Genomic DNA, 19,046 nt, shown 5'->3' with positions numbered 1-19,046 from the left:
GCGTACGGCAACCGCTTTCCCCCTTCAAATTCGGGTCCACAGGCTTTATCTAACGGGGTGACATGCTGTGCCGGGCCGGTAATGCCCGTGGTGTAATGCGAAGGACCCCCTCTTATGACCATTGACTGGCAGGCTTTCACACCGTGGCAATCCCTGGCCGGTGGCGCCCTTGTGGGCTTCGCCGCCGTGGCCCTGATGATGACGCTGGGCCGGATCATGGGAATCAGCGGCATCACCACGGGCGCCATGCGCGCGCCGGACAAGGGCTGGCGCATCGCCTTTCTGGCCGGCACGGTTGCCGCACCGCTGGTCTATCAGTTCGGCTTGCAGCAGCCGCTGATCGTGAATGTGACCAACAGCCCGGAGCTGCTGGCGATCGGCGGGCTATTGGTGGGTATCGGCACACGGGTGGGCAGCGGCTGCACCAGCGGTCATGGCATATGCGGCCTGTCCCGCTTTTCCCTGCGTTCGCTGGTGGCCGTCATCACTTTCATCGCCACCGCCATGCTGACCGTATATCTGCTTAAATAAAGGGGCTTTCACGCCATGCGAACCATTCTTTTCGCGCTCGTCTCCGGCCTGATATTCGGCCTTGGCCTGGCCCTGTCGGGCATGGCCAACCCGGAAAAGGTCATCGGCTTTCTGGACATTACCGGCCGCTGGGACCCGTCGCTCGTCATGGTGATGGTGGGGGGCATTCTGGTCAGCCTTGTGGGCTATCGGCTCGCCTTCCGGCAACAGGCCCCGCTGTGCGCCGCCCGCTTCGACATCCCCACCAAGCGCGGCATCGATCCGCAGCTCATCATTGGTGCGGGGCTGTTCGGGGTCGGCTGGGGGCTGGTGGGGCTTTGCCCCGGCCCGGCCTGGACCATGCTGGCCACCCAGCCACGGGAAGCCCTGCTGTTCATCACCATGATGCTGGTGGGCCTGTTCGTGACGGACAAATATGCCAGCCCGCGCCGGGAGGCCTGAGCCCATGGCACAAACCCCCGCGGTGGAGATCATCGAGGTGGGCCCGCGCGACGGCCTGCAAAACGAAAAGATCCCCTTCGCCACGGCGGACAAGCTGAGCCTGATCGGCGGCGCCCTGGATGCGGGCGTCAGGCGGATCGAGGTGGCGAGCTTCGTCCACCCAAGGCTGGTGCCCCAGATGGCGGACGCGGAGGACGTGGTGGCCGCCCTGCCCGACCGGCCCGACGTGACCTATATCGGTCTGGTGCTGAACAAGCGCGGCCTGCTCCGCGCGCTCGCCACCCGCGAAGGCGGCAGGCGCGGCGTGGACGAGGCGGGCGCCGTGGCCGTGTGCAGCGATGGCTTTGGCCAGCGCAATCAGGGCCGCACCCGGCTGGAAGCGGTGGAAGACGCCACCGGCATTGTCAGCCTTGCAAAACAGGAAGGCATGAGCGCGCAGATCACGCTGTCCACCGCTTTCGGTTGCCCGTTTGACGGCCCGGTGGCCCCGGAAACCGTGGTGGACACGGCAAAGCGGCTGGCGGAAGCGGAGCCGAAGGAACTGGCGCTTGCGGACACCATCGGCGTGGCCGTGCCCGCCCAGGTCACGGACCTTGTGGGCCGCGTGCGGGAGGCGGTGGGGGACATTCCCCTGCGCGCCCATTTTCACAACACCCGCAATACCGGCATCGCCAATGCCTGGGCCGCCTATGAAGCGGGCGTGACCCGGCTCGATGCTTCCATCGCGGGGCTGGGCGGCTGCCCCTTCGCGCCGAAAGCCACCGGCAATATCGCCACCGAGGACCTTGTCTATCTGCTGCAAAGAAGCGGCGTGGACACCGGCCTGTCCCTGGACGGCCTGATCCACACGGCCACCTTCGTGGAAGGCGTGCTGGGCCTCCCCACCCCCGGCCAGGTCTCCAAAGCCGGGGGCTTTCCGGGGTCGGCCTAACGGCACAGCAGGAGCAGGGTCAGGTCGTCGTCAAGGGCGAGGTGGTCATCGCCGAATATATCCGTCATCAGGCGGGGCAGCACCGGCTCTTTTTCGGCGGCATCCATCAGCGCCGCGACACGGCGGGCAATCTCCGCCCCGTCCCCCATATGGCCGGATCGGTCGGGGGATTCCATCAGCGCGTCCGAATACAGGAACAGGCTTTCGCCGGGGCTCAGCCGGTCATGGCGAACGGGGCGCTCCGTTTCCGGGGCAATACCCAGCGGCAGGCCGCTGCCATCCAGGAAGCGCGCCCCGTCACCGGCGAGGATGATCGGCGGGGGCGTACCGGCGGCCACATAGTCGAGAGCGCCGCTTTCCCCGTCCAGCACCAGAAAGAGCATGGTAGCGAACTGCTCTTCCCCGAAGCTGCGGGAAAGCGCGCGGTCCAGCGCGGTCATGAAGGCATCGGGCCTGTCCGCCAGATGGGCGCAGTTGGCGATGGCGGTGTGGACACGAAAGGTGTTCATGGCCGCGCCCACGCCGTGCCCGGCAATATCCAGCACATAAAGCGCCACGCGCCCGTCCGGCAGGGGCCAGCCGCCCCAGAGATCGCCGCCAAGCGCTTCGGACGCCTGATAGAGCGATTCCAGCCGGGCGCCAAGCCGCTGTTCCATGTCGCGCACCTGCTCCGAGCGCGGCAACAGGCTGTGCTGCATGTGGCGGGCCAGCGCCAGTTCGGTTTCCATGCGGGCGCGATAATCCCTGAGATCGGCGATCAGCGCGCGGTTTTCCACATGCATCCGAACCCGTGCCACCAGCTCGGCGCGGTTGATGGGCTTGCTGATGAAGTCGGTTCCCCCGGCGGCAAACACCGCCGAACGTTCATCCGCATCACCGAAAGCGCTCTGCACCACCACGGGCAGATCGGCGAATGCCGGGTCATCCCGCAGCGCGCGACACACCGCCAGCCCGTCCATACGCGGCATGGCAATGTCCAGCACCACCAGATCGGGCCGGGTGGCGCCGATGCGGTCCAGCGCCACATCGCCGTCTTCGGCATAGTCGATATGGGTGAAGCCCGCCTGTTCCAGCGTTTCCCCGATCAGGCGACGCATCAGGGGCATATCGTCCACCACCATGATACGCGCCGCGCCAATGGCATCGGCCAGCCGCCCATTCGTGGTCGTGATGGTATCCCGATCGGTGGCCACAGCCGGTCCTTTTCCCAGGGGTTCGCGGGTTTCACGATCTGACACGCCATATACGGTTTGCAGCGCGCGATGGATGGTTTATGCCTTTTTCATCCTATACCCCACTGATTCGGCCCGGTCGATAGCAGCGGGAAGATGCCGGGAGCGAAAGGAACGCGCAATGAAAACCGTTTTTGTTCAGATCAAATGTCAGCTTGGCCGCACTTATGACGTGGCCGCCGCCATCGCCGACACGGTGGAGGAGGTGCGCAGTGTCCATTCCACATCGGGCCAGTTCGATCTTCTGGCGCAGTTCCAGTTGAGCGACGATCAGGAAATCGGACGTTTCGTCACCACCCGCATTCAGACCCTGCCCGGCATCCGCGATACCTATACCATCATCGGCCTGAACGCCTTCACGGCGGACGGCCCGAAAGGCGGCCCGGACGCGCTCTGACCAGCCCCAATCCGATCAGCTACAGTCCGATCAGCCCCAGAGCGCAGCATCCGGCGCGGCCCACCGGCCCGGCCCGGCGGCGGCCAGCGAATGCGCCCGATCCCGGCTGAGCAGCAGCGGCCCGTCCAGGTCCGCCAGCACCGGCGCGCCCGGCACGCTCGATGCCAGCACCAGCCCCGGCGCCATGGCCAGCGACGTGCCCAGCATGGACCCCACCATCAAGGTCATGCCCAGCTCCGCCGCCCGATCCGCCAGTCTCAGCGCTTCGGTCAGGCCGCCGGTCTTGTCCAGCTTCAGATTGATGCCGTCATAGCGGTCCTTGAGAGTCGGCAGATCGCCCGGCCCGTGAATGCTCTCATCGGCGAAAACGGGCACGGGGCGGTCGATCTCCGCCAGGGCCGCATCGGCGCCCGCGGGCAGTGGTTGTTCCACCAGCCGCACCCCGGCATCCGCCAGCGCGGCCAGCAGCACCGGCAGATCCCCGGCGCCCCAGCCCTCATTGGCATCCACGATCAGCGCCGCATCCGGTGCCGCATCACGCACCGCCCCAACCCGCGCCAGATCGGACAGGCCGCGCCCCAGCTTCAGCTTCACAAGGGCAAGCCCGCGCCCCGCCGCATCCCGCGCCGCAGCGGCCATGGCATCCGGCGTATCGAGGCTGATGGTGAAGGCGGTGGCCAGCGGCGCGGGCGCGGCAACGCCCAGCAGATCCCAGACCCGCCTGCCCGCCCGCTTGGCGGCCAGATCCCAGAGCGCACAATCCAGCGCGTTGCGCGCCGGGGGACTGAGCCGGGGTGCGCCCGGCCCGTGCAGGTCCGCCGGTGTGGAAAGCCCGGCTTCCAGCGCTTGATGCACCTCATCCACCACGGCTTCGGCGCTGTGGCCATAACGGTCATTGGGCTGGCATTCACCCTGGCCGGAAAAGGTGCCGTCATGCAGGCTGACCCGCACCACCGTCACCGTCTCCCGCCGTGAACGGGCGATCACGAAAGGCACCCTGAGCGGCCAGTGTTCCGCCACCGCCCCGCCCTTCACGGGCGGGCCGCCCGGAAAGGCGCCGCTGGTCCCCGCCAATGTCATGTGGCGGCCTTGCGCGCCAGCCGCGCAAACAACACGGATTGCCAGACCAGCACCAGCAGCACCAGCACCGCCCCCACCAGAAAAGGCATGGCATCGGCGGACTGGAACAACACGCCGGAGGCCAGCGGCCCGGCGCTGCGGCCCAGCGCCTGCATGGCATTGAACTGCCCCATGACCAGGCCGCGCTCACCCGATCCCGCCTGATGGGAGGCCAGGCTCGCCATGGTGGGGTTGAAACAGGCCACGCCCAGACCCACCAGCGTCATGGCCGCCAGCACGCTTGCCAGGCCATCCGCCAGCGCCAGACCGGCCAGCCCCAGCCCCATCATCAGCGCCCCGGCGCGGGCCACAGGGCGCTCGCCCATGCGCCGGGCGATCCGGGGCACCACGCCGCCCTGCATCAGCGCCATGATCAGCCCCACATAGGTGAACAGCCGCCCCAGTTCACGCGGCCCCCAACCAAGGCGCCCTTCCAGCAGCAGGGGCAGGCTGGGTTCCATCAGGGACAGGCTGACCGTGAACAGCAGCACCATCAGGCCGAGCCGGGCCAGCAGGGGCCGGGATGTCATGATCGCCAGCCCCTTCAGCCGCCCCACCGGCAGGCCGGTGCCCGCATGGCTGTGGCTTTCCCGGAAATTCACCAGCACCAGCATCAGGGCCAGGCCGCTGACCGCGGCACTGGCAAAGGCGGGCACGATGATGCTGGCCTCGTCGGCGGACTCCCCCGCCAGATAGCCGCCAAGCGCGGGGCCAAAGACAAAGGCAAGCCCGATTGCCGCGCCGATCAGCCCCATGCCACGCGCCCTGTTTTCCACACCGGTTCTGTCGGCGGCGGCAGCAAACAGCACGGCCAGGCTGCCCGCCATGGCCCCCGCCATTGCCAGCGCCAGCAGCATCAGCGGCAGACTGTCCGCCGCCACCCGGCTCATGAACAGATAGGCCCCGAAACTGCCGCCCAGGCACAACAGCAGCACGGGCTTGCGCCCAAGCCGGTCGGACAGCCCGCCCCAAAGCGGCCCGAACAGGAACTGGGCCAGGCTGTAGGCCGCCAGCATGGGGGTGGCCAGCGCCGGGCTGGCGCCAAGATTCTGAAGCACGAAGACGATGCTGGGCAGCAGCAGGGAAAACCCCGCCATAACAAAAAATGCGGTCAGGAAAAGAATGAGCACGCGGTGCGCCTCCGGGCAGCGTTCATGGGACCCGCTGTTTAGCGTGCCGCCCGCCCGTACCGCAAGTGGCTGTGGCAAGACGAACCGCGCCGACGCCAGCACCCGCACGGGGCCAGGCCCCTTCAGGCGCGGCAAGGCGGGATCATACCGCGCTGGAATGTCGCGCCCCGCCCCCCGTCGCGGCGGCCATGAAATAGGCATCGAACCGGCTGGCCACCACCCGCACCAGTGCGCGGGCCGGGCCGGGCACCCGCACGGTGCGCCCGTCCAGCCTGCACAGTCCATCCGCCGCCAGGGGCACCAGATCGGCAAGGCCGCCGTCCAGATGATCGTCCCGAAAGCCGGCAAGGCGGCATTCATGGCCCACGTCCACCTTGAAATCGCACATCAGGCGCTCGATCACCCGCCGGCGCAAACGGTCCTCCGCGGAAACGGCAATGCCCTTCACCGTGGCCAGTGTGCCCGACTCGATGACCCGGCGATAGCTGCCGATATCCACGGCATTCTGCACATACCCCGCCCCAGGAGAGCCGATCGCGGAAGCCCCGAAGGCGATCAGGGTATCCGAATCATCCGTGGTGAAGCCCTGGAAATTCCGCCGCAGATCACCGGTCACGGCGGCGGTGGCCATGGCATCCCCGGCGCGGGCGAAATGGTCGAACCCCACCGGTTCATAGCCGCACTCCGCCAGCAGGCGGTTCACGGCGGCGCGCTGGTCAAAGCGGGCATCGCCGTCCGGCAGGGCCGTTTCATCGATCAGGCGCTGATGTTTCTTGAACCAGGGCACATGGGCATAGCCGAACACGGCAAGCCGATCCGGGTTCAACCCCACCGCCAGGCGGGCGGTTTCCTCCACGCTCGCCACGGTCTGTCCCGGCAGCCCCACCATCAGGTCAAAGGCGATATGGTCGATGCCCACCGCCCGCAGCCGGGCCACCGCCGCTGCCACCTGTTCATAGGGCTGTACGCGGTTGATGGCCTTTTGCACATGGCCGTCAAAGTCCTGCACGCCCAGCGACACCCGTGTCACCCCCATTCGGCGGAGCGTGTCCACGCAGTCCCCGTCCAGCGTGCGGGGGTCCGCTTCCAGCGCCACTTCCGCCGTGGGCAGCAGGGTGAAATGGCGCTTCAGGGCGGCCATCAGCCCCAGCAGGTGATCGCGGGACAGAAATGTCGGGGTGCCGCCGCCAAAGTGCACCGCCGCCACCGGCGGACACGCGCCCGCCACTCCCCTTGCCAGGTGCTGGCCCACGCGGGCGATCTCCGTCTCCAGCGCGGCCACATAGGGGGCGGCTCGATCGGTCCTGTTGGCCACCACCGTGTTGCAGCCGCAATACCAGCAAAGCTGGCGGCAGAACGGTATGTGCAGATACAGCGAAAGCGGCCCGTCTGGCCGGGCCTGCGAAAGCCAGGCCGCATAGGTATCCGCCGTGACGCCACCATGAAAATGGGGCGCCGTGGGGTAGCTGGTATAACGGGGAACCGATTCCGCCGCATAGGGTGTGAGTCGTGCCTGCATGACGCGGGAAGGTATCCGCCGCGCCCATCGCACGCCTTGACCTGGATCAGAAAACCACGCCCTGAATCAGAAAACGGCGCCGCCCCCGGCGCCCGCCTTTATTCGCCCGCAAGCTGGGCCTTGGCTTCCCTCATGAAGTCTTCCAGCTTTTTTTCCAGACGGTGGCGGGAAATCTCAACCTTGCGCTCGGCCAGATCGGCTTCCACGGCGCGGAAAACGTCTTCGTCGCCGGCTTCCTTGAGATCCTCGGTGACCATGCGTTCGCCATACAGCCGGGCTTCCGCCTCCCCCAGGCCGATGGATTCGGCAACCCACTGCCCGAACAGGCGGTTTCGGCGGGCACGCGCGCGGAACTGCATTTCTTCGTCATGCGCGAACTTGTCTTCGAATGCCTTTTCGCGGCTGCTGAAAGAGGTCATGGTAGCGGTCCTCGATATTGCGGGCACGCTGGCCCGGCGGATGATCCGGGCGCGACACCCGGTGTTGATGACATTTCGACCCCACCGCCCCGGCGCCCTGCCGGTCGGCCCTGTGGGTCGTTTCAGCACCTTACTAAGCCGTCAGCGGGCCGGGTGCAAGCGCATGAAGAAGGGATTGAGCCTGCCCGACCTTTCGCCTATGGTCCCGCCAGACCGGTTCAGGCGCCACGGGCCGACGTGGCCCCTTATCCAAAAGGAAACGCCCACCCATGTCCCGCCGCAAGAAGATTTATGAAGGCAAGGCCAAAATTCTCTATGAAGGCCCGGACCCCGGTACCATCATCCAGTATTTCAAGGACGATGCCACCGCCTTCAACAATCAGAAGAAGGGCACGCTGTCCGGCAAGGGCGTGATCAACAATCACATCAGCGAGCATATCTTCACGGCGCTGACTACGCTGGGCATTCCCACCCATTTCATCAAGCGCCTGAACATGCGCGAACAACTGGTGCGCGCGGTGGAAATCATCCCCGTGGAGGTGATCGTGCGCAACCTGGCGGCGGGCAGCCTGGCCAGTCGCCTGGGGCTGGAAGAAGGCACGGTCCTGCCCCGCCCCATCATCGAGTTCTGCTACAAGTCCGACGCGCTGAACGACCCGCTGGTGACGGACGAGCACATTCTCGCCTTCGGCTGGGCAGACGAGGTGGAGCTGGACGAAATGGCCCATATGGCGCTCAGGATCAACGATATGCTGTTTGGCCTGTTCGCCGCCATTTCCGTGCGCCTGGTGGATTTCAAGCTGGAATTTGGCCGCCATTACGAGGCGGAAGACCTGCACACCGTGATCCTGGCGGACGAGATCAGCCCCGACGGCTGCCGCCTGTGGGACATGAAAACCGGCGAAAAGCTGGACAAGGACCGCTTCCGCCGCGATCTCGGCGGGGAAATGGACGCCTATCAGGAAGTGGCGCGGCGACTCGGCATTCTGCCCAGCGCCGATATCGCCGAATTCGCCGATCACCAACGCAAATGACCGCGCGCCCCCGGCGCCGGTGGCGTCGGTGGGGCGGCGGCACCATCAAGGGCCGGAGGAAGAGCCGATGAAGGCGCGCATACATATCACACTGAAATCCGGGGTGCTGGACCCGCAGGGCAAGGCCATCGCCCATGCGCTGGGGGATCTGGGCTTCATGGGCGTGGTGGACGCCCGCCAGGGCAAGCTGATCGAACTGGACCTGGAAACGGACGACCGCGCCAAGGCGCAGGCGGACGTGGAAGCCATGTGCGAGGCCCTGCTCGCCAATACGGTGATCGAAAATTACCACATCACGCTGGACTGACCGGACGCGGGCGGAGCAACACTCATGAAAACAGCCGTCATCACCTTTCCCGGCTCCAATTGCGACCGGGACATGACCACGGCGCTGACCCGTGTGACGGGGCGCGAGCCGCTGGCCGTCTGGCACGGCGATGCGGATTTTGACGCGGTGGACCTGATCGCCCTGCCGGGGGGCTTTTCCTTTGGCGACTATCTGCGCTGCGGCGCCATTTCCGCGCGCTCGCCGGTGATGAAGGAAGTGGTCCGCCGGGCTGGCCGGGGCGTGCCGGTGCTGGGCGTGTGCAACGGTTTCCAGATTCTGCTGGAAGCGGGCCTGCTGCCGGGCGCGCTGATGCGCAATGCGGGACTGGGCTTCATATGCCGCCGGGTGCCGCTGACCGTGACCAACGCCACCAGCCTGTTCACCCGCGCCTATGAGGCCGGGGACAGCATCGATCTGCCGGTGGCCCACCATGACGGCAATTACACGGCGGACGCCGATACCCGCGCGCGCCTGCATGACGAGGGGCGGGTGGCCTTCACCTATGGCACCGACATCAATGGCTCGGACGACCGGATCGCGGGCATATTGAACGCGGCGGGCACGGTGCTCGGCATGATGCCCCACCCGGAACGCGCGGTGGACCCGGCGCTGGCCCCCGATGGCCGCACAGACGGCGTGCCGCTGTTTGAAAGCCTTGTCCGCAGCCTGAGCGAGAAAGCCTGATTCCCATGAACGCAACCAGCCACACATCCCGGCCCGACGCGGCCCTGATCGCCGAACACGGCCTGACCGCAGCGGAATATGAGCGCATCGAGGCGGCCATGGGGCGCGCCCCCAATCTGCTGGAACTGGGCATTTATTCCGTGATGTGGTCCGAGCACTGCTCCTACAAGTCGTCGCGCCGCCATCTGAAAACCCTGCCCACCACGGGGGACGTGGTGATTCAGGGGCCGGGCGAAAATGCGGGCGTGGTGGACATTGGCGACGGGCTGGCCGCCATCTTCAAGATGGAAAGCCACAATCACCCCAGTTTCATCGAACCCTATCAGGGCGCGGCCACCGGTGTCGGCGGCATATTGCGCGACGTGTTCACCATGGGCGCGCGCCCGGTGGCCAACATGAACGCCCTGCGCTTCGGCGCGCCGGATCATCCGCGCACCCGGCACCTCGTTTCCGGCGTGGTGTCCGGCATTGGCGGTTATGGCAATTGTGTGGGTGTGCCCACCGTGGGCGGCGAAACCAATTTCGACGCCCGCTATAACGGCAATATTCTGGTCAATGCCATGACAGTGGGCGTGGCGCCCGCTGACCGGATCTTCTATTCCGCCGCCGCGGGCGTGGGCAATCCGGTGGTCTATGTGGGCTCGAAAACGGGGCGGGACGGCATTCACGGCGCCACCATGGCATCCGCCGAATTTTCCGAGGACACGGAAGAAAAACGCCCCACCGTTCAGGTGGGCGACCCGTTCACCGAAAAGCTGCTGATCGAAGCCTGTCTGGAACTGATGGCCACCGACGCCATCATCGCCATTCAGGACATGGGGGCGGCGGGGCTCACCTCGTCCAGCGTGGAAATGGCCTCCAAGGGCGAAGTGGGCATCCATCTGGATCTGGACCGCGTGCCCCAGCGCGAGGCGGACATGCAGCCCTATGAAATGATGCTGTCCGAAAGCCAGGAACGTATGCTGATGGTCCTGAAACCGGGCCGGGAAGATGTGGCAAAGGCCATTTTCGACAAGTGGCAACTGGATTTCGCCGTGATCGGGGAAATCACCGACAGCCGCCGTCTGGACCTGAGCTTCAAGGGGGAGCAGGTGGGCAGCCTGCCCATTGACAGCCTGGTGGAAGACGCGCCCGACTATGACCGCCCCAGCGCGCCGCGCACACCGCCCCAGCCGATGCAGGTGCCGCGCCTGATGGATGACGGCGAAGCGCTGACCCGGCTGATGGGCGGGCCGCATCTGTGTTCCCGCCGCTGGATATGGGAACAGTATGACCATATGGTGATGGCGGACACGGTTCAGGAACCGGGTGGCGACGCGGCGGTGGTGCGCGTGCATGGCACGGACAAGGGCCTGGCCATCACCACGGACGTGACGCCCCGCTATTGCGAAAACGACCCGGTCACGGGCGGCGCGCAGGCGGTGGCCGAAAGCTGGCGCAACCTGACCGCGGTGGGGGCAAAACCGCTGGCCATCACCAACTGTCTGAATTTCGGCAACCCGGAACGGCCAGAAATCATGGCCCAGATCACCGGCTGCATCGAGGGCATGGGCAAGGCGGGCCGCGCGCTGGATTATCCGGTGGTGTCCGGCAATGTGAGCCTTTACAACGAAACCGGCGGGGAGGCGATCCTGCCCACCCCGGCCATTGGCGGCGTGGGGCTTGTAAAGGATATCGCCCGCATGGCCCGCGCCCGCTTCACGGATGACGGCCAGGCCCTGATCCTGGTCGGGGATACCCGCAATGAGCTGGGCGCCAGCCTGTATGCCCGTGCGCTTGGCGGCCCGCTGGACGGCGCGCCGCCCCACGTGGACTTTGACGAAGAGCGCCGCAATGGCGACTTTGTGCGCCGCCTGATCGAAGCGGGCACCCTGACCTGCTGCCACGACCTGTCCGATGGCGGGCTGGCGGCGGCGGTGGCGGACATGGCGCTGGCCGGCGGTATCGGCGCCACCGTGGCGCTTGCGGGCGACCTGCCGGACCATGTGCAGCTTTTCTCGGAAAGTCAGGCGCGCTATCTGCTGGCAGTGGCCCCGGCACAGGCGGGGGCCATACTGTCACAGGCGGAGCAGCAGGGCGTGCCCGCCACCCGCATCGGCGAAACCGGCGGCGACCGGCTGGTTTTCAGCAATGATCGGGACGTGATCGCACTGGACCTTGACGCGCTGCGCCAATCACACGAATCCTATCTGCCCGCGCTGATGAGCCGAAGCGACTGATCCCGCCCCTTGGCGGCGCACATTGGGGAGACGGCCATGATCAAGAGCCTGATGTTCGCCCTCTGGCGCCGCCTGCTGGCCAGTCACCGGGGCCGTGCCCTGCTGCTTGAAACGCTTGAGGAGCCGCTGACCCGGCCCCGCATGGACCCGGCGAGCCCGCCCTTCGCCCTGCCCGATCCGCCGCGCCCCACCCCCTCGCAACCGACGGATATCCCGGATGCACCAGGGGCACGATCCGCGCCGGTGTTCATGACGGGGCGGTTCCGATCCGGCTCCACCTATCTGTGGTCACTGGCCGCCGCCACGGAAGGCGTCACCGCCTATTACGAGCCGCTGAACGAACGCTGCTGGGTGGCCGGGCCGGATGGTCGCGGCGTGGACGCCACGCACCACGGCGTAAGCCGCTATGACGCGGCCTATGATGGGCTCGATGATCTGGTGTCGCTGTTTTCCCGGCAATGGTCGTTCCAGCGCCTTTACATGGATGCGGCGGACGGCGACCCGGCGCTGGAACGCTATATCAACGCCCTGATCACCCGCGCGCCGGGCCGGGCGGTGCTGCAATTCAACCGGGCGGATTTCCGCCTGGGCTGGCTGAAAAGCCGCTTCCCCGATGCCCGGCTGATCCATCTGCGGCGGGACCCGCGCGACAGCTTCCTGTCCATGCTGGGCCGGGACAGCGCGGTAACACGCGAAACCCGGCTCGCGGATTTCGGCCCCCATGACCGTTTCTATCTTGCGCCATGGGCGGCGGACCTGAAGCGCACCTTCCCCTTTCTGGCCCTGATGCCGGACAGCCACCCCTATGCCCTGCACTATCTGATATGGCGGCTGTCGGATGCGGCGGGCCGGGCGGCGGCGCATGTGAGCATCACCTATGAAGCCCTGATCGACAGGCCGGAAGACACGCTGGGCGCCATAGAGCGCGCCACCGGGCTGGACCTGTCGGGGGCCGCGGCCCGGCAGGGCAGCCACCCGGCGCGGCGCGACAAATGGCGGGATTTCGCCGACCATGACTGGTTCACGGCACAGGAATCCGCCATGGACCGGCTGCTGGCCGCCACCTTCGGGGCGCAGGCATGAAAGCCCCCCGCATCCTGCTGATATCGGACAATCTGCCGCCGGTGATCGGCGGGTCCGGCGTGGTCTATGACGCGCTCGCCCGCGCCCTGCCGGAAAACATGGTGGTATTGACCAGCACACACACCCCCGACGGCACCGAAAAACCCGGCTGGCGCGCGGTGGATCAGGGCGCCCCCTATCGCTGCCATCGCTGGCGCCATGTGCGCCTGCGCCAGGGCGGCGGCCTGATCGGCAGGCTGCGGGACCTGTGGCAGATGGCGCTGGTTTCGCTGAAGGTCTGGCGGCTGGCCGGGCAGGAGCGGGCGGACGTAATCGTGATCGGCGAACTGGTCAGCCTGGGCTGGCTGGCGCTGGCCCTGAAGCGCCTTGGCCGCCGCCCGGTGGTGATCTATACCCATACGGAAGAAGTCACGCAGGCCATGGCGGATCGGCTGGGCGGGCTGCGCCCCCGCGTTTTGGGCGCGGCGGATCATGTGGTGGCGGTCAGCCGCTATTGCGCGCGGGCCGTGCGCACACTTGCGGGGCTGGCGGGGGCGCGAATCAGCGTCATCAGCAATGGCGTGGACCTTGGCTTCTTCACCCCCGGCGCACCGGAACGGGACGTGCGCGCCCCCCACGGGCTGACGGCGGAACACCGGCTGATCGTCGCCGCCGGGCGCCATGTGCCACGCAAGGGGTTCGACCGGCTGATCGAGGCCATGCCCGCCATAACGGCCCGCCACCCGGACAGCCACCTGCTGCTGGTGGGCGACGGCCCGCAAACCGCCGACCTGAAAGCATTGGCGGCGGACACATGCCCCGATCATGTGCATTTCACCGGGCCGCTGGACCGGGCCACGCTGAGGGATCATTACCGGACGGCCACCCTGTTCGCCATGCCCAACCGCACCATGCCGGACGGCGACACGGAAGGCTTCGGCCTGGTGTTTCTGGAAGCCGCCGCCTGCGGTGTTCCGTCGGTGGGCGGCCTTGGCGGCGGCGCGGTGGAAGCCATCCGCCATGAGCGCACAGGGCTTTCCATCGACGGCACGGACATAGCGGCCATCGCCAAGGCGATCACGCGCCTTCTCGGCGATGAGCGGGACCGTCGGCGCCTGGCGGACGGGGCGCTCGCCCATGCCCGTAGCCAGGGCTGGGCCGACAAGGCCGCCGAGTTTCAAACCATCATGGCCGACCTTGTGGCCGACCCGGCGCACCGGCGCCGCTAAGACCGCGCAAGAACCGCCAGAATCCGGGCTTCCAGCCCGTCGGGGCGGCCCGTCAACCACCAGATCCCCAGAAGCCCGGCGCCATAGGCCATGGCACCGGCGGGCACCAGCATCAAAAGCTGCAAGGCGGACACATTGGTCCAGCCAGCCACCAGCGGCATCAGCGCCAACACCGTCGCGGCCATGCCGGTGGCGGCCAGAGCCGTGCGGGCCAATGCCGCCCCCAAATGCCGCCAGTCCACCGGCATTCGAATCGCCAGCACCACCAGCAGCGCCAGCGTCACGAAAGCATCCATGCCCGACTTGGCCAGCGCCACCCCCACCAGACCAGCGCCGTGAAAAGCGGGCAACAGCAGGGCCACATAACCCAGCAGGCGGGCCACCTTGATGCCGGTCACCGTGGCAAGGCGCCCTTCCACCACCATGATCTGGGTGGCCGCCGAGGACAGCCCCTCGAACGCCAGGGCCGGGGCCAGCGCCACCAGAACCGGCACGGCCCCGGCATAGTCATCACCGAGCAATGCGCGGACAAACGGATCGGCCACCAGCGCCGCCCCCACCGCCGAGGGCACCGCCAGCGCGCCGAAGCTGCCAAGGGCCAGCGAAAACAGCCGCCCGCGCCGCGCCGGATCATGCCCGCGCGCCTGTCGCAGGCCCGGCAACAGGGCGCGGCCCACCGGCATGATCAAAAGCTGATGCGGCACCAGCGCCAGATCCTTGGCCAGCGAAAACAGCCCCATGGGCGCCACACCCGCCAGACGGCCAAGCAGCAGGCGATCCGACCGCCCGCTGGCCATATCCGCCAGCACTTCGCCCAGCGACCAGCGGGACACCCCCCACAGGGCGCGGAACAGCGACCGTGTCACCGCCCCGGCGGGCCGTGGGGCCAGGGCGTATGACAGGCCCACCCGCACCATGGCCGCCACCAGCGCCCCCAGAATCACCCCCCAGAAAGAGCGCAGCCACAGGGTCAGCGCGATGGTGGCGGCGATCCGGGCAGCCCCCACGGCCACTTCGAACGCCGCATCCCGCCGCCAGCGCATGTCCCGTTGCAGGCTGACCACGCCGGGGTTTTCCAGCCCTTCCAGCACCACCACGGCGGCAATGGCCATCAGCCCGGCTTCCAGTGCGGCCACCTGATAAAAATCCGCCAGCGCGGGCGCGGAAAGCCAGACAATCGCCCCTAGCGCCAAAGCCAGCCCCACCCGCAGGCGCCGCGCGGCGGCAAAATGGGCGGGGGTCACGCTGTTCAGCCGCACCAGCGGCGCGCGGGTGACCGTATCCACCAGCATTCGGGGCAGCACCAGCAACGACATGACAATGGCGATCAGCCCGAAATCGGCGGGCACCAGCACGCGGGCCAGCACCGCCACATTGATCACGCCCGCCCCGCGCAGCGCCAACCGCATTCCCATCATCCAGGCGGCACCACCGATCACGCGGCGCCCCACGGCGCTGTCGCCGCCCATGGTCAGGCCCGGATCGGATCGCCCCTGCTCGGCGCCCGGAACACGCTGGTGGTCTGTCATGCTTCTGCCCTGCTGCTGCACGCCGTCAACATCCGGCGCCCTATCCTGTTTCTGTCTTGCCCGCTCCGGGCCTGTGGGGCAAGGTCTGGCCGGTCATGCGCAACCGGATTTCAAGGCAATGCTTGCACAGCGCCCCGGCCATGCCATATGCCCTTTGACACGGATTTATGCGGGAGAGCACATCATGGCGATGACGGCAGACGACATCGAAACCCTGATCAAGGACGCCCTGCCCGGCGCCGAAGTCAGCATAGAAGACCTGCGCGGCGACGGCGATCATTACGCGGCCCGCGTGGTCTATGAGGGATTTCGCGGCCTTTCACGGGTACAGCAGCACCAGATGGTCTATAAAAGCCTGAAAGGCCGCATGGGCGAGGAACTGCACGCGCTCGCCCTGCAAACCGCCACGCCCGACTGATCGCGCCAATGGGCGAAACACCGAAAAAACGGATTTGCTCTTGTCAGAGGGCGCCCGGAAACTTAACTGTTTTGGTATGATTTATTCGGGCGCGGTCCATCCGCCCTTTTCCAACATGCGAGGTATCCAGCCATGAGCCAACACCCCCCCATTTTCGAACGCATCCAGAATTATGTGAACACGAACGACGTGGTTCTGTTCATGAAAGGCACGCCGGTCTTTCCCCAGTGCGGCTTTTCCAGCGTGGTGGCCCAGGTTCTGTCCCATATGGACGTGCCCTATGAAAGCTACAATGTTCTGGATGACCCGGAACTGCGCCAGGGCATCAAGGACTTTTCCGACTGGGCGACCATCCCCCAGCTTTATGTGAAGGGGGAGTTCGTCGGCGGCTGCGACATCATCCGCGAAATGTTCGAAGCGGGCGAATTGCAGCAATTGATGAAAGACAAGGGCATCGCCGCCTGAGCCGGTTTCCGGCACACTTTTTTAGCAGCCGATCGGGCGCCGATCGGCTGTTTTTCTGAGTCTAACCGATTTGCGCCTGAACCAGTGCGCCTGAACGAGGATCGCCCCATGCAGTACCGCCCGCTTGGCACCAGTGATATTTCCGTCAGCCTGATCTGTCTCGGCACCATGACATGGGGCGAACAGAACAGCGAAGCCGAAGGCCACCGCCAGATCGATATGGCGCTGGATCACGGCGTCAATTTCCTCGACACGGCGGAAATGTATCCGATCCCCGCGCGGGAGGAGACCTATGGCCGAACCGAGCAGATCATCGGTTCCTGGCTGAAGAAAACCGGGCGCCGGGACGATGTGGTGATCGCCACCAAGGTACTGGGCCGGTCGGGCTTTCCCTATGTGCGCCCGGACATGGACGACGGCCAGTGCCGCCTGAACGCCCAACAGATCCGCGCGGCTGTGGATGGCAGCCTGAAACGCCTTGGAACCGATGTGATCGACCTGTACCAACTGCACTGGCCAGAACGGCCCGCCAATTTCTTTGGCCGTCTGCGCTACAAGCACAAGGAAGACCCGGACGCCATCGCCATAGAGGAAACGCTGGAAGCGCTGGCGGACCTGGTGAAAGAAGGCAAGATCCGCACCATCGGCTTTTCCAATGAAACCGCCTGGGGCACCATGCACGCCCTGCATCTGGCGGAACAAAAGGGCCTGCCCCGCGTTCAGAGCGTGCAGAACCCCTATAACCTGCTCAATCGCAGCTTTGAGGTGGCGCAGGCGGAAGTGGCCATGCGCGAAAAGTGCGGCCTGCTGGCCTATTCCCCGCTGGCCTTCGGCGTGCTCAGCGGCAAATATCTGGACGGGCACAAGCCGGAAGGCGCCCGGCTCACCCTGTTCGGGGACAAGTTCCCCCGCTACACCTCGCCGCGCGGCGTGGAAGCCACCCGGCGCTATGTGGCACTGGCGCGGGAACACGGGCTGGACCCGGCGCAAATGGCCAACGCCTTCGTCAACCAGCAGCCCTTCGTGACCGCCAATATCATCGGCGCGCGCACGGATGACCAACTCAAGGCCGCCCTTGAAACAGCAGACATGACGCTGGACCGCGCCCTTCTGGACCGGATCGACGCCATTGAGGACGACCTGACATTTCCGTGTCCTTGATATCGCTCACGCAAGCGCGCTATCGCGCGCGCTCCGCGGGGGCGCCGCACTTGCGGCGGGCCACGCTTGTGGCCTCCGCTCATCCCGCGTAGTGGCGGGATGGCGGTAGAGGCGACGCCGGTGCGGGATTTGTTTACCGCTCACGCAAGCGCGCTATCGCGCGCGCTCCGCGGGGGCGCCGCACTTGCGGCGGGCCACGGTCGTGGCCTCCGCTCATCCCGCGTAGTGGCGGGATGGCGGTAGAGGCGACGCCGGTGCGGGATTTGTTTACCGCTCACGCAGGCGTGCTACGCGCGCGCTCCGCGGGGGCGCCGCACTTGCGGCGGGGCGCGGTCGCGCCCTCCGGCGCTGCCGTGGGGCAGCACCGGTAGGGGCGGCGCTGGGGCGGTGATATGCCTTCCGGGTCGCCCTAAAAGGAGCGGAAGACTGAGATCACAACGCCCGTATCGGCATTGCTGCCCGCGGCGTTTTGCGCGCCAATCAGCGTGGCGCCCACATTGAAGCCTTCCAGGCTGGTGCTGAAGCCGACACCCCAGTCCACCTTGTCATTGCCGAACGCGCCATCTTCATAGCCGATATTGCCGTTCAGCGAGATGCCGCTGTCCGCCAGCGGATATGAACCATTGGCCGACAGATAGATATTGTCCTGGCCACCAATATTGCCCTGATCCCAGTTGTAATTGACCCCGGCACCCAGTGACCCGGCGCCCACCGACACACTCATGGAGCTGTACAGCTCCCAGTAATTGGTGTTCTTGCCGCCGGGGAAGGTGTAGAAAATAACCCCGTTGGTCCAACTCACATCCTCCGACAGATTGGCCGTGTAGGACGCCGTGAAATCCAGTTCCGTGCCCGCGCCGTTGAAATCGTCAATGCTGGACGACCACACATTGAGCGAAAAGCCGCTTTCATGGCTGGCGGTGACCGAGCCCTGAAGCGCCACATCCTCATCCGTCAGCGAAAGACCCCGGAACCGGTAATCGCTCACCAGCCCCACCGAGCCGGAATAAGCGACACTGTTGTCCGCCGCCCCCGCTGCGCTGACCGGCACCAGCACCGCCCCCAAAGCGGCACCCAGCGCGACAGCGGTAAACATCCCAACCTTCGGAAAACGGAACGGATTGCGCCCGTTCCCTTGCTCCAAACACCCCATTTTTAGTCTCCTTCAAGCATATCCGCCAAAGTCGGCGACTTTGAT

The 19,046-nt window shown here is 66.4% G+C and carries 20 protein-coding genes; 13 read left to right on the top strand and 7 right to left on the bottom strand.

The annotated features are described in order from the left end of the window. Positions 1-114: 114 nt before the first annotated feature. From WGH93_RS04330 to WGH93_RS04320, 3 genes are read left to right on the top strand one after another with little or no spacing between them, the layout of a single operon-like run. Positions 115-531 carry a YeeE/YedE family protein gene (locus WGH93_RS04330; protein ID WP_374763632.1) on the top strand — a complete coding sequence of 139 codons (417 nt, stop codon included), beginning with the start codon at positions 115-117 and terminating at the stop codon, positions 529-531. Positions 532-546: 15 nt separating this feature from the next. Beyond that, positions 547-972 (top strand): DUF6691 family protein, encoded by a 426-nt coding sequence (locus WGH93_RS04325; RefSeq protein WP_374763631.1) that lies wholly within the window; start codon positions 547-549, stop codon positions 970-972. Between the two features lie 4 nt (positions 973-976). After that, on the top strand, positions 977-1,903 hold the full coding sequence (locus WGH93_RS04320) for a hydroxymethylglutaryl-CoA lyase (protein ID WP_374763630.1): 927 nt from the start codon (positions 977-979) through the stop codon (positions 1,901-1,903). Here the strand turns inward: WGH93_RS04320 and WGH93_RS04315 are convergent. After that, positions 1,900-3,096, bottom strand: a complete 1,197-nt coding sequence (locus WGH93_RS04315) for a PP2C family protein-serine/threonine phosphatase (protein ID WP_374763629.1) — start codon at positions 3,094-3,096, stop codon at positions 1,900-1,902. The two genes, WGH93_RS04320 and WGH93_RS04315, sit on opposite strands and share 4 nt — an antisense overlap. Positions 3,097-3,256: 160 nt before the next feature. On the opposite strand from WGH93_RS04315, the gene WGH93_RS04310 reads away from it, so the two are divergent. Next, positions 3,257-3,532, top strand: coding sequence for an Lrp/AsnC ligand binding domain-containing protein (locus WGH93_RS04310; protein ID WP_374763628.1), 276 nt, complete (start codon positions 3,257-3,259; stop codon positions 3,530-3,532). Positions 3,533-3,562: 30 nt separating this feature from the next. On the opposite strand, the gene WGH93_RS04305 is transcribed toward WGH93_RS04310, so the two are convergent. The 4 genes from WGH93_RS04305 to WGH93_RS04290 all read right to left on the bottom strand — a co-directional run bounded on the left by WGH93_RS04305 (position 3,563) and on the right by WGH93_RS04290 (position 7,719). After that, positions 3,563-4,612, bottom strand: a complete 1,050-nt coding sequence (locus WGH93_RS04305) for a dipeptide epimerase (protein ID WP_374763627.1) — start codon at positions 4,610-4,612, stop codon at positions 3,563-3,565. Further along, on the bottom strand, positions 4,609-5,982 hold the full coding sequence (locus tag WGH93_RS04300; RefSeq protein ID WP_374763626.1) for an MFS transporter: 1,374 nt from the start codon (positions 5,980-5,982) through the stop codon (positions 4,609-4,611). The genes WGH93_RS04305 and WGH93_RS04300 overlap by 4 nt, the downstream gene beginning before the upstream one ends. Further along, positions 5,924-7,300 (bottom strand): oxygen-independent coproporphyrinogen III oxidase, encoded by a 1,377-nt coding sequence (gene hemN, locus WGH93_RS04295; RefSeq protein WP_374763625.1) that lies wholly within the window; start codon positions 7,298-7,300, stop codon positions 5,924-5,926. Before hemN ends, WGH93_RS04300 begins: the two co-directional genes overlap by 59 nt. Positions 7,301-7,398: 98 nt before the next feature. Beyond that, positions 7,399-7,719 carry a DUF1476 domain-containing protein gene (locus WGH93_RS04290; RefSeq protein ID WP_374763624.1) on the bottom strand — a complete coding sequence of 107 codons (321 nt, stop codon included), beginning with the start codon at positions 7,717-7,719 and terminating at the stop codon, positions 7,399-7,401. A gap of 269 nt (positions 7,720-7,988) precedes the next feature. Here WGH93_RS04290 and purC point away from each other — a divergent pair, with 269 nt between their 5' ends. The 6 genes from purC (at position 7,989) to WGH93_RS04260 (ending at position 14,275) form a co-directional block, all read left to right on the top strand. Continuing rightward, the gene (purC, locus tag WGH93_RS04285) at positions 7,989-8,753 is read left to right on the top strand and encodes a phosphoribosylaminoimidazolesuccinocarboxamide synthase (RefSeq protein ID WP_374763623.1); all 765 of its coding nucleotides are present in this window, start codon (positions 7,989-7,991) and stop codon (positions 8,751-8,753) included. Positions 8,754-8,820: 67 nt separating this feature from the next. Beyond that, on the top strand, positions 8,821-9,060 hold the full coding sequence (gene purS, locus WGH93_RS04280) for a phosphoribosylformylglycinamidine synthase subunit PurS (protein ID WP_374763622.1): 240 nt from the start codon (positions 8,821-8,823) through the stop codon (positions 9,058-9,060). A gap of 24 nt (positions 9,061-9,084) precedes the next feature. Beyond that, positions 9,085-9,765, top strand: coding sequence for a phosphoribosylformylglycinamidine synthase subunit PurQ (gene purQ, locus WGH93_RS04275; RefSeq protein WP_374763621.1), 681 nt, complete (start codon positions 9,085-9,087; stop codon positions 9,763-9,765). Positions 9,766-9,770: 5 nt separating this feature from the next. Continuing rightward, positions 9,771-11,984 (top strand): phosphoribosylformylglycinamidine synthase subunit PurL, encoded by a 2,214-nt coding sequence (gene purL, locus WGH93_RS04270; protein ID WP_374763620.1) that lies wholly within the window; start codon positions 9,771-9,773, stop codon positions 11,982-11,984. 36 nt (positions 11,985-12,020) lie between these two features. After that, on the top strand, positions 12,021-13,067 hold the full coding sequence (locus WGH93_RS04265; protein ID WP_374763619.1) for a sulfotransferase: 1,047 nt from the start codon (positions 12,021-12,023) through the stop codon (positions 13,065-13,067). Beyond that, entirely contained in the window at positions 13,064-14,275 is a 1,212-nt protein-coding gene (locus WGH93_RS04260) for a glycosyltransferase family 4 protein (protein ID WP_374763618.1), read from the top strand. The genes WGH93_RS04265 and WGH93_RS04260 overlap by 4 nt, the downstream gene beginning before the upstream one ends. On the opposite strand, the gene WGH93_RS04255 is transcribed toward WGH93_RS04260, so the two are convergent. Next, positions 14,272-15,804, bottom strand: a complete 1,533-nt coding sequence (locus tag WGH93_RS04255; RefSeq protein ID WP_374763617.1) for an oligosaccharide flippase family protein — start codon at positions 15,802-15,804, stop codon at positions 14,272-14,274. The genes WGH93_RS04260 and WGH93_RS04255 overlap by 4 nt on opposite strands. 184 nt (positions 15,805-15,988) lie before the next feature. Here WGH93_RS04255 and WGH93_RS04250 point away from each other — a divergent pair, with 184 nt between their 5' ends. From WGH93_RS04250 to WGH93_RS04240, 3 genes are all read left to right on the top strand, one after another. Next, positions 15,989-16,222 (top strand): BolA family protein, encoded by a 234-nt coding sequence (locus WGH93_RS04250; protein ID WP_374763616.1) that lies wholly within the window; start codon positions 15,989-15,991, stop codon positions 16,220-16,222. A 132-nt stretch (positions 16,223-16,354) separates the two neighbouring features. Further along, complete coding sequence (grxD, locus tag WGH93_RS04245) at positions 16,355-16,687, top strand: Grx4 family monothiol glutaredoxin (protein ID WP_374763615.1); 333 nt, start codon at positions 16,355-16,357, stop codon at positions 16,685-16,687. Positions 16,688-16,795: 108 nt separating this feature from the next. Continuing rightward, positions 16,796-17,848 carry an NADP(H)-dependent aldo-keto reductase gene (locus tag WGH93_RS04240; protein WP_374763614.1) on the top strand — a complete coding sequence of 351 codons (1,053 nt, stop codon included), beginning with the start codon at positions 16,796-16,798 and terminating at the stop codon, positions 17,846-17,848. A gap of 409 nt (positions 17,849-18,257) precedes the next feature. Here the strand turns inward: WGH93_RS04240 and WGH93_RS04235 are convergent, their stop codons facing one another. Continuing rightward, positions 18,258-18,944, bottom strand: coding sequence for a TorF family putative porin (locus WGH93_RS04235; protein ID WP_374763613.1), 687 nt, complete (start codon positions 18,942-18,944; stop codon positions 18,258-18,260). Between the last annotated feature and the right edge of the window lie 102 nt (positions 18,945-19,046).

It is taken from the genome of Yunchengibacter salinarum (assembly GCF_037658235.1).
In the GTDB taxonomy this organism is placed as follows: domain Bacteria; phylum Pseudomonadota; class Alphaproteobacteria; order Sphingomonadales; family Kordiimonadaceae; genus Yunchengibacter; species Yunchengibacter salinarum.
This window is presented reverse-complemented; position numbering and strand designations above follow the sequence as displayed.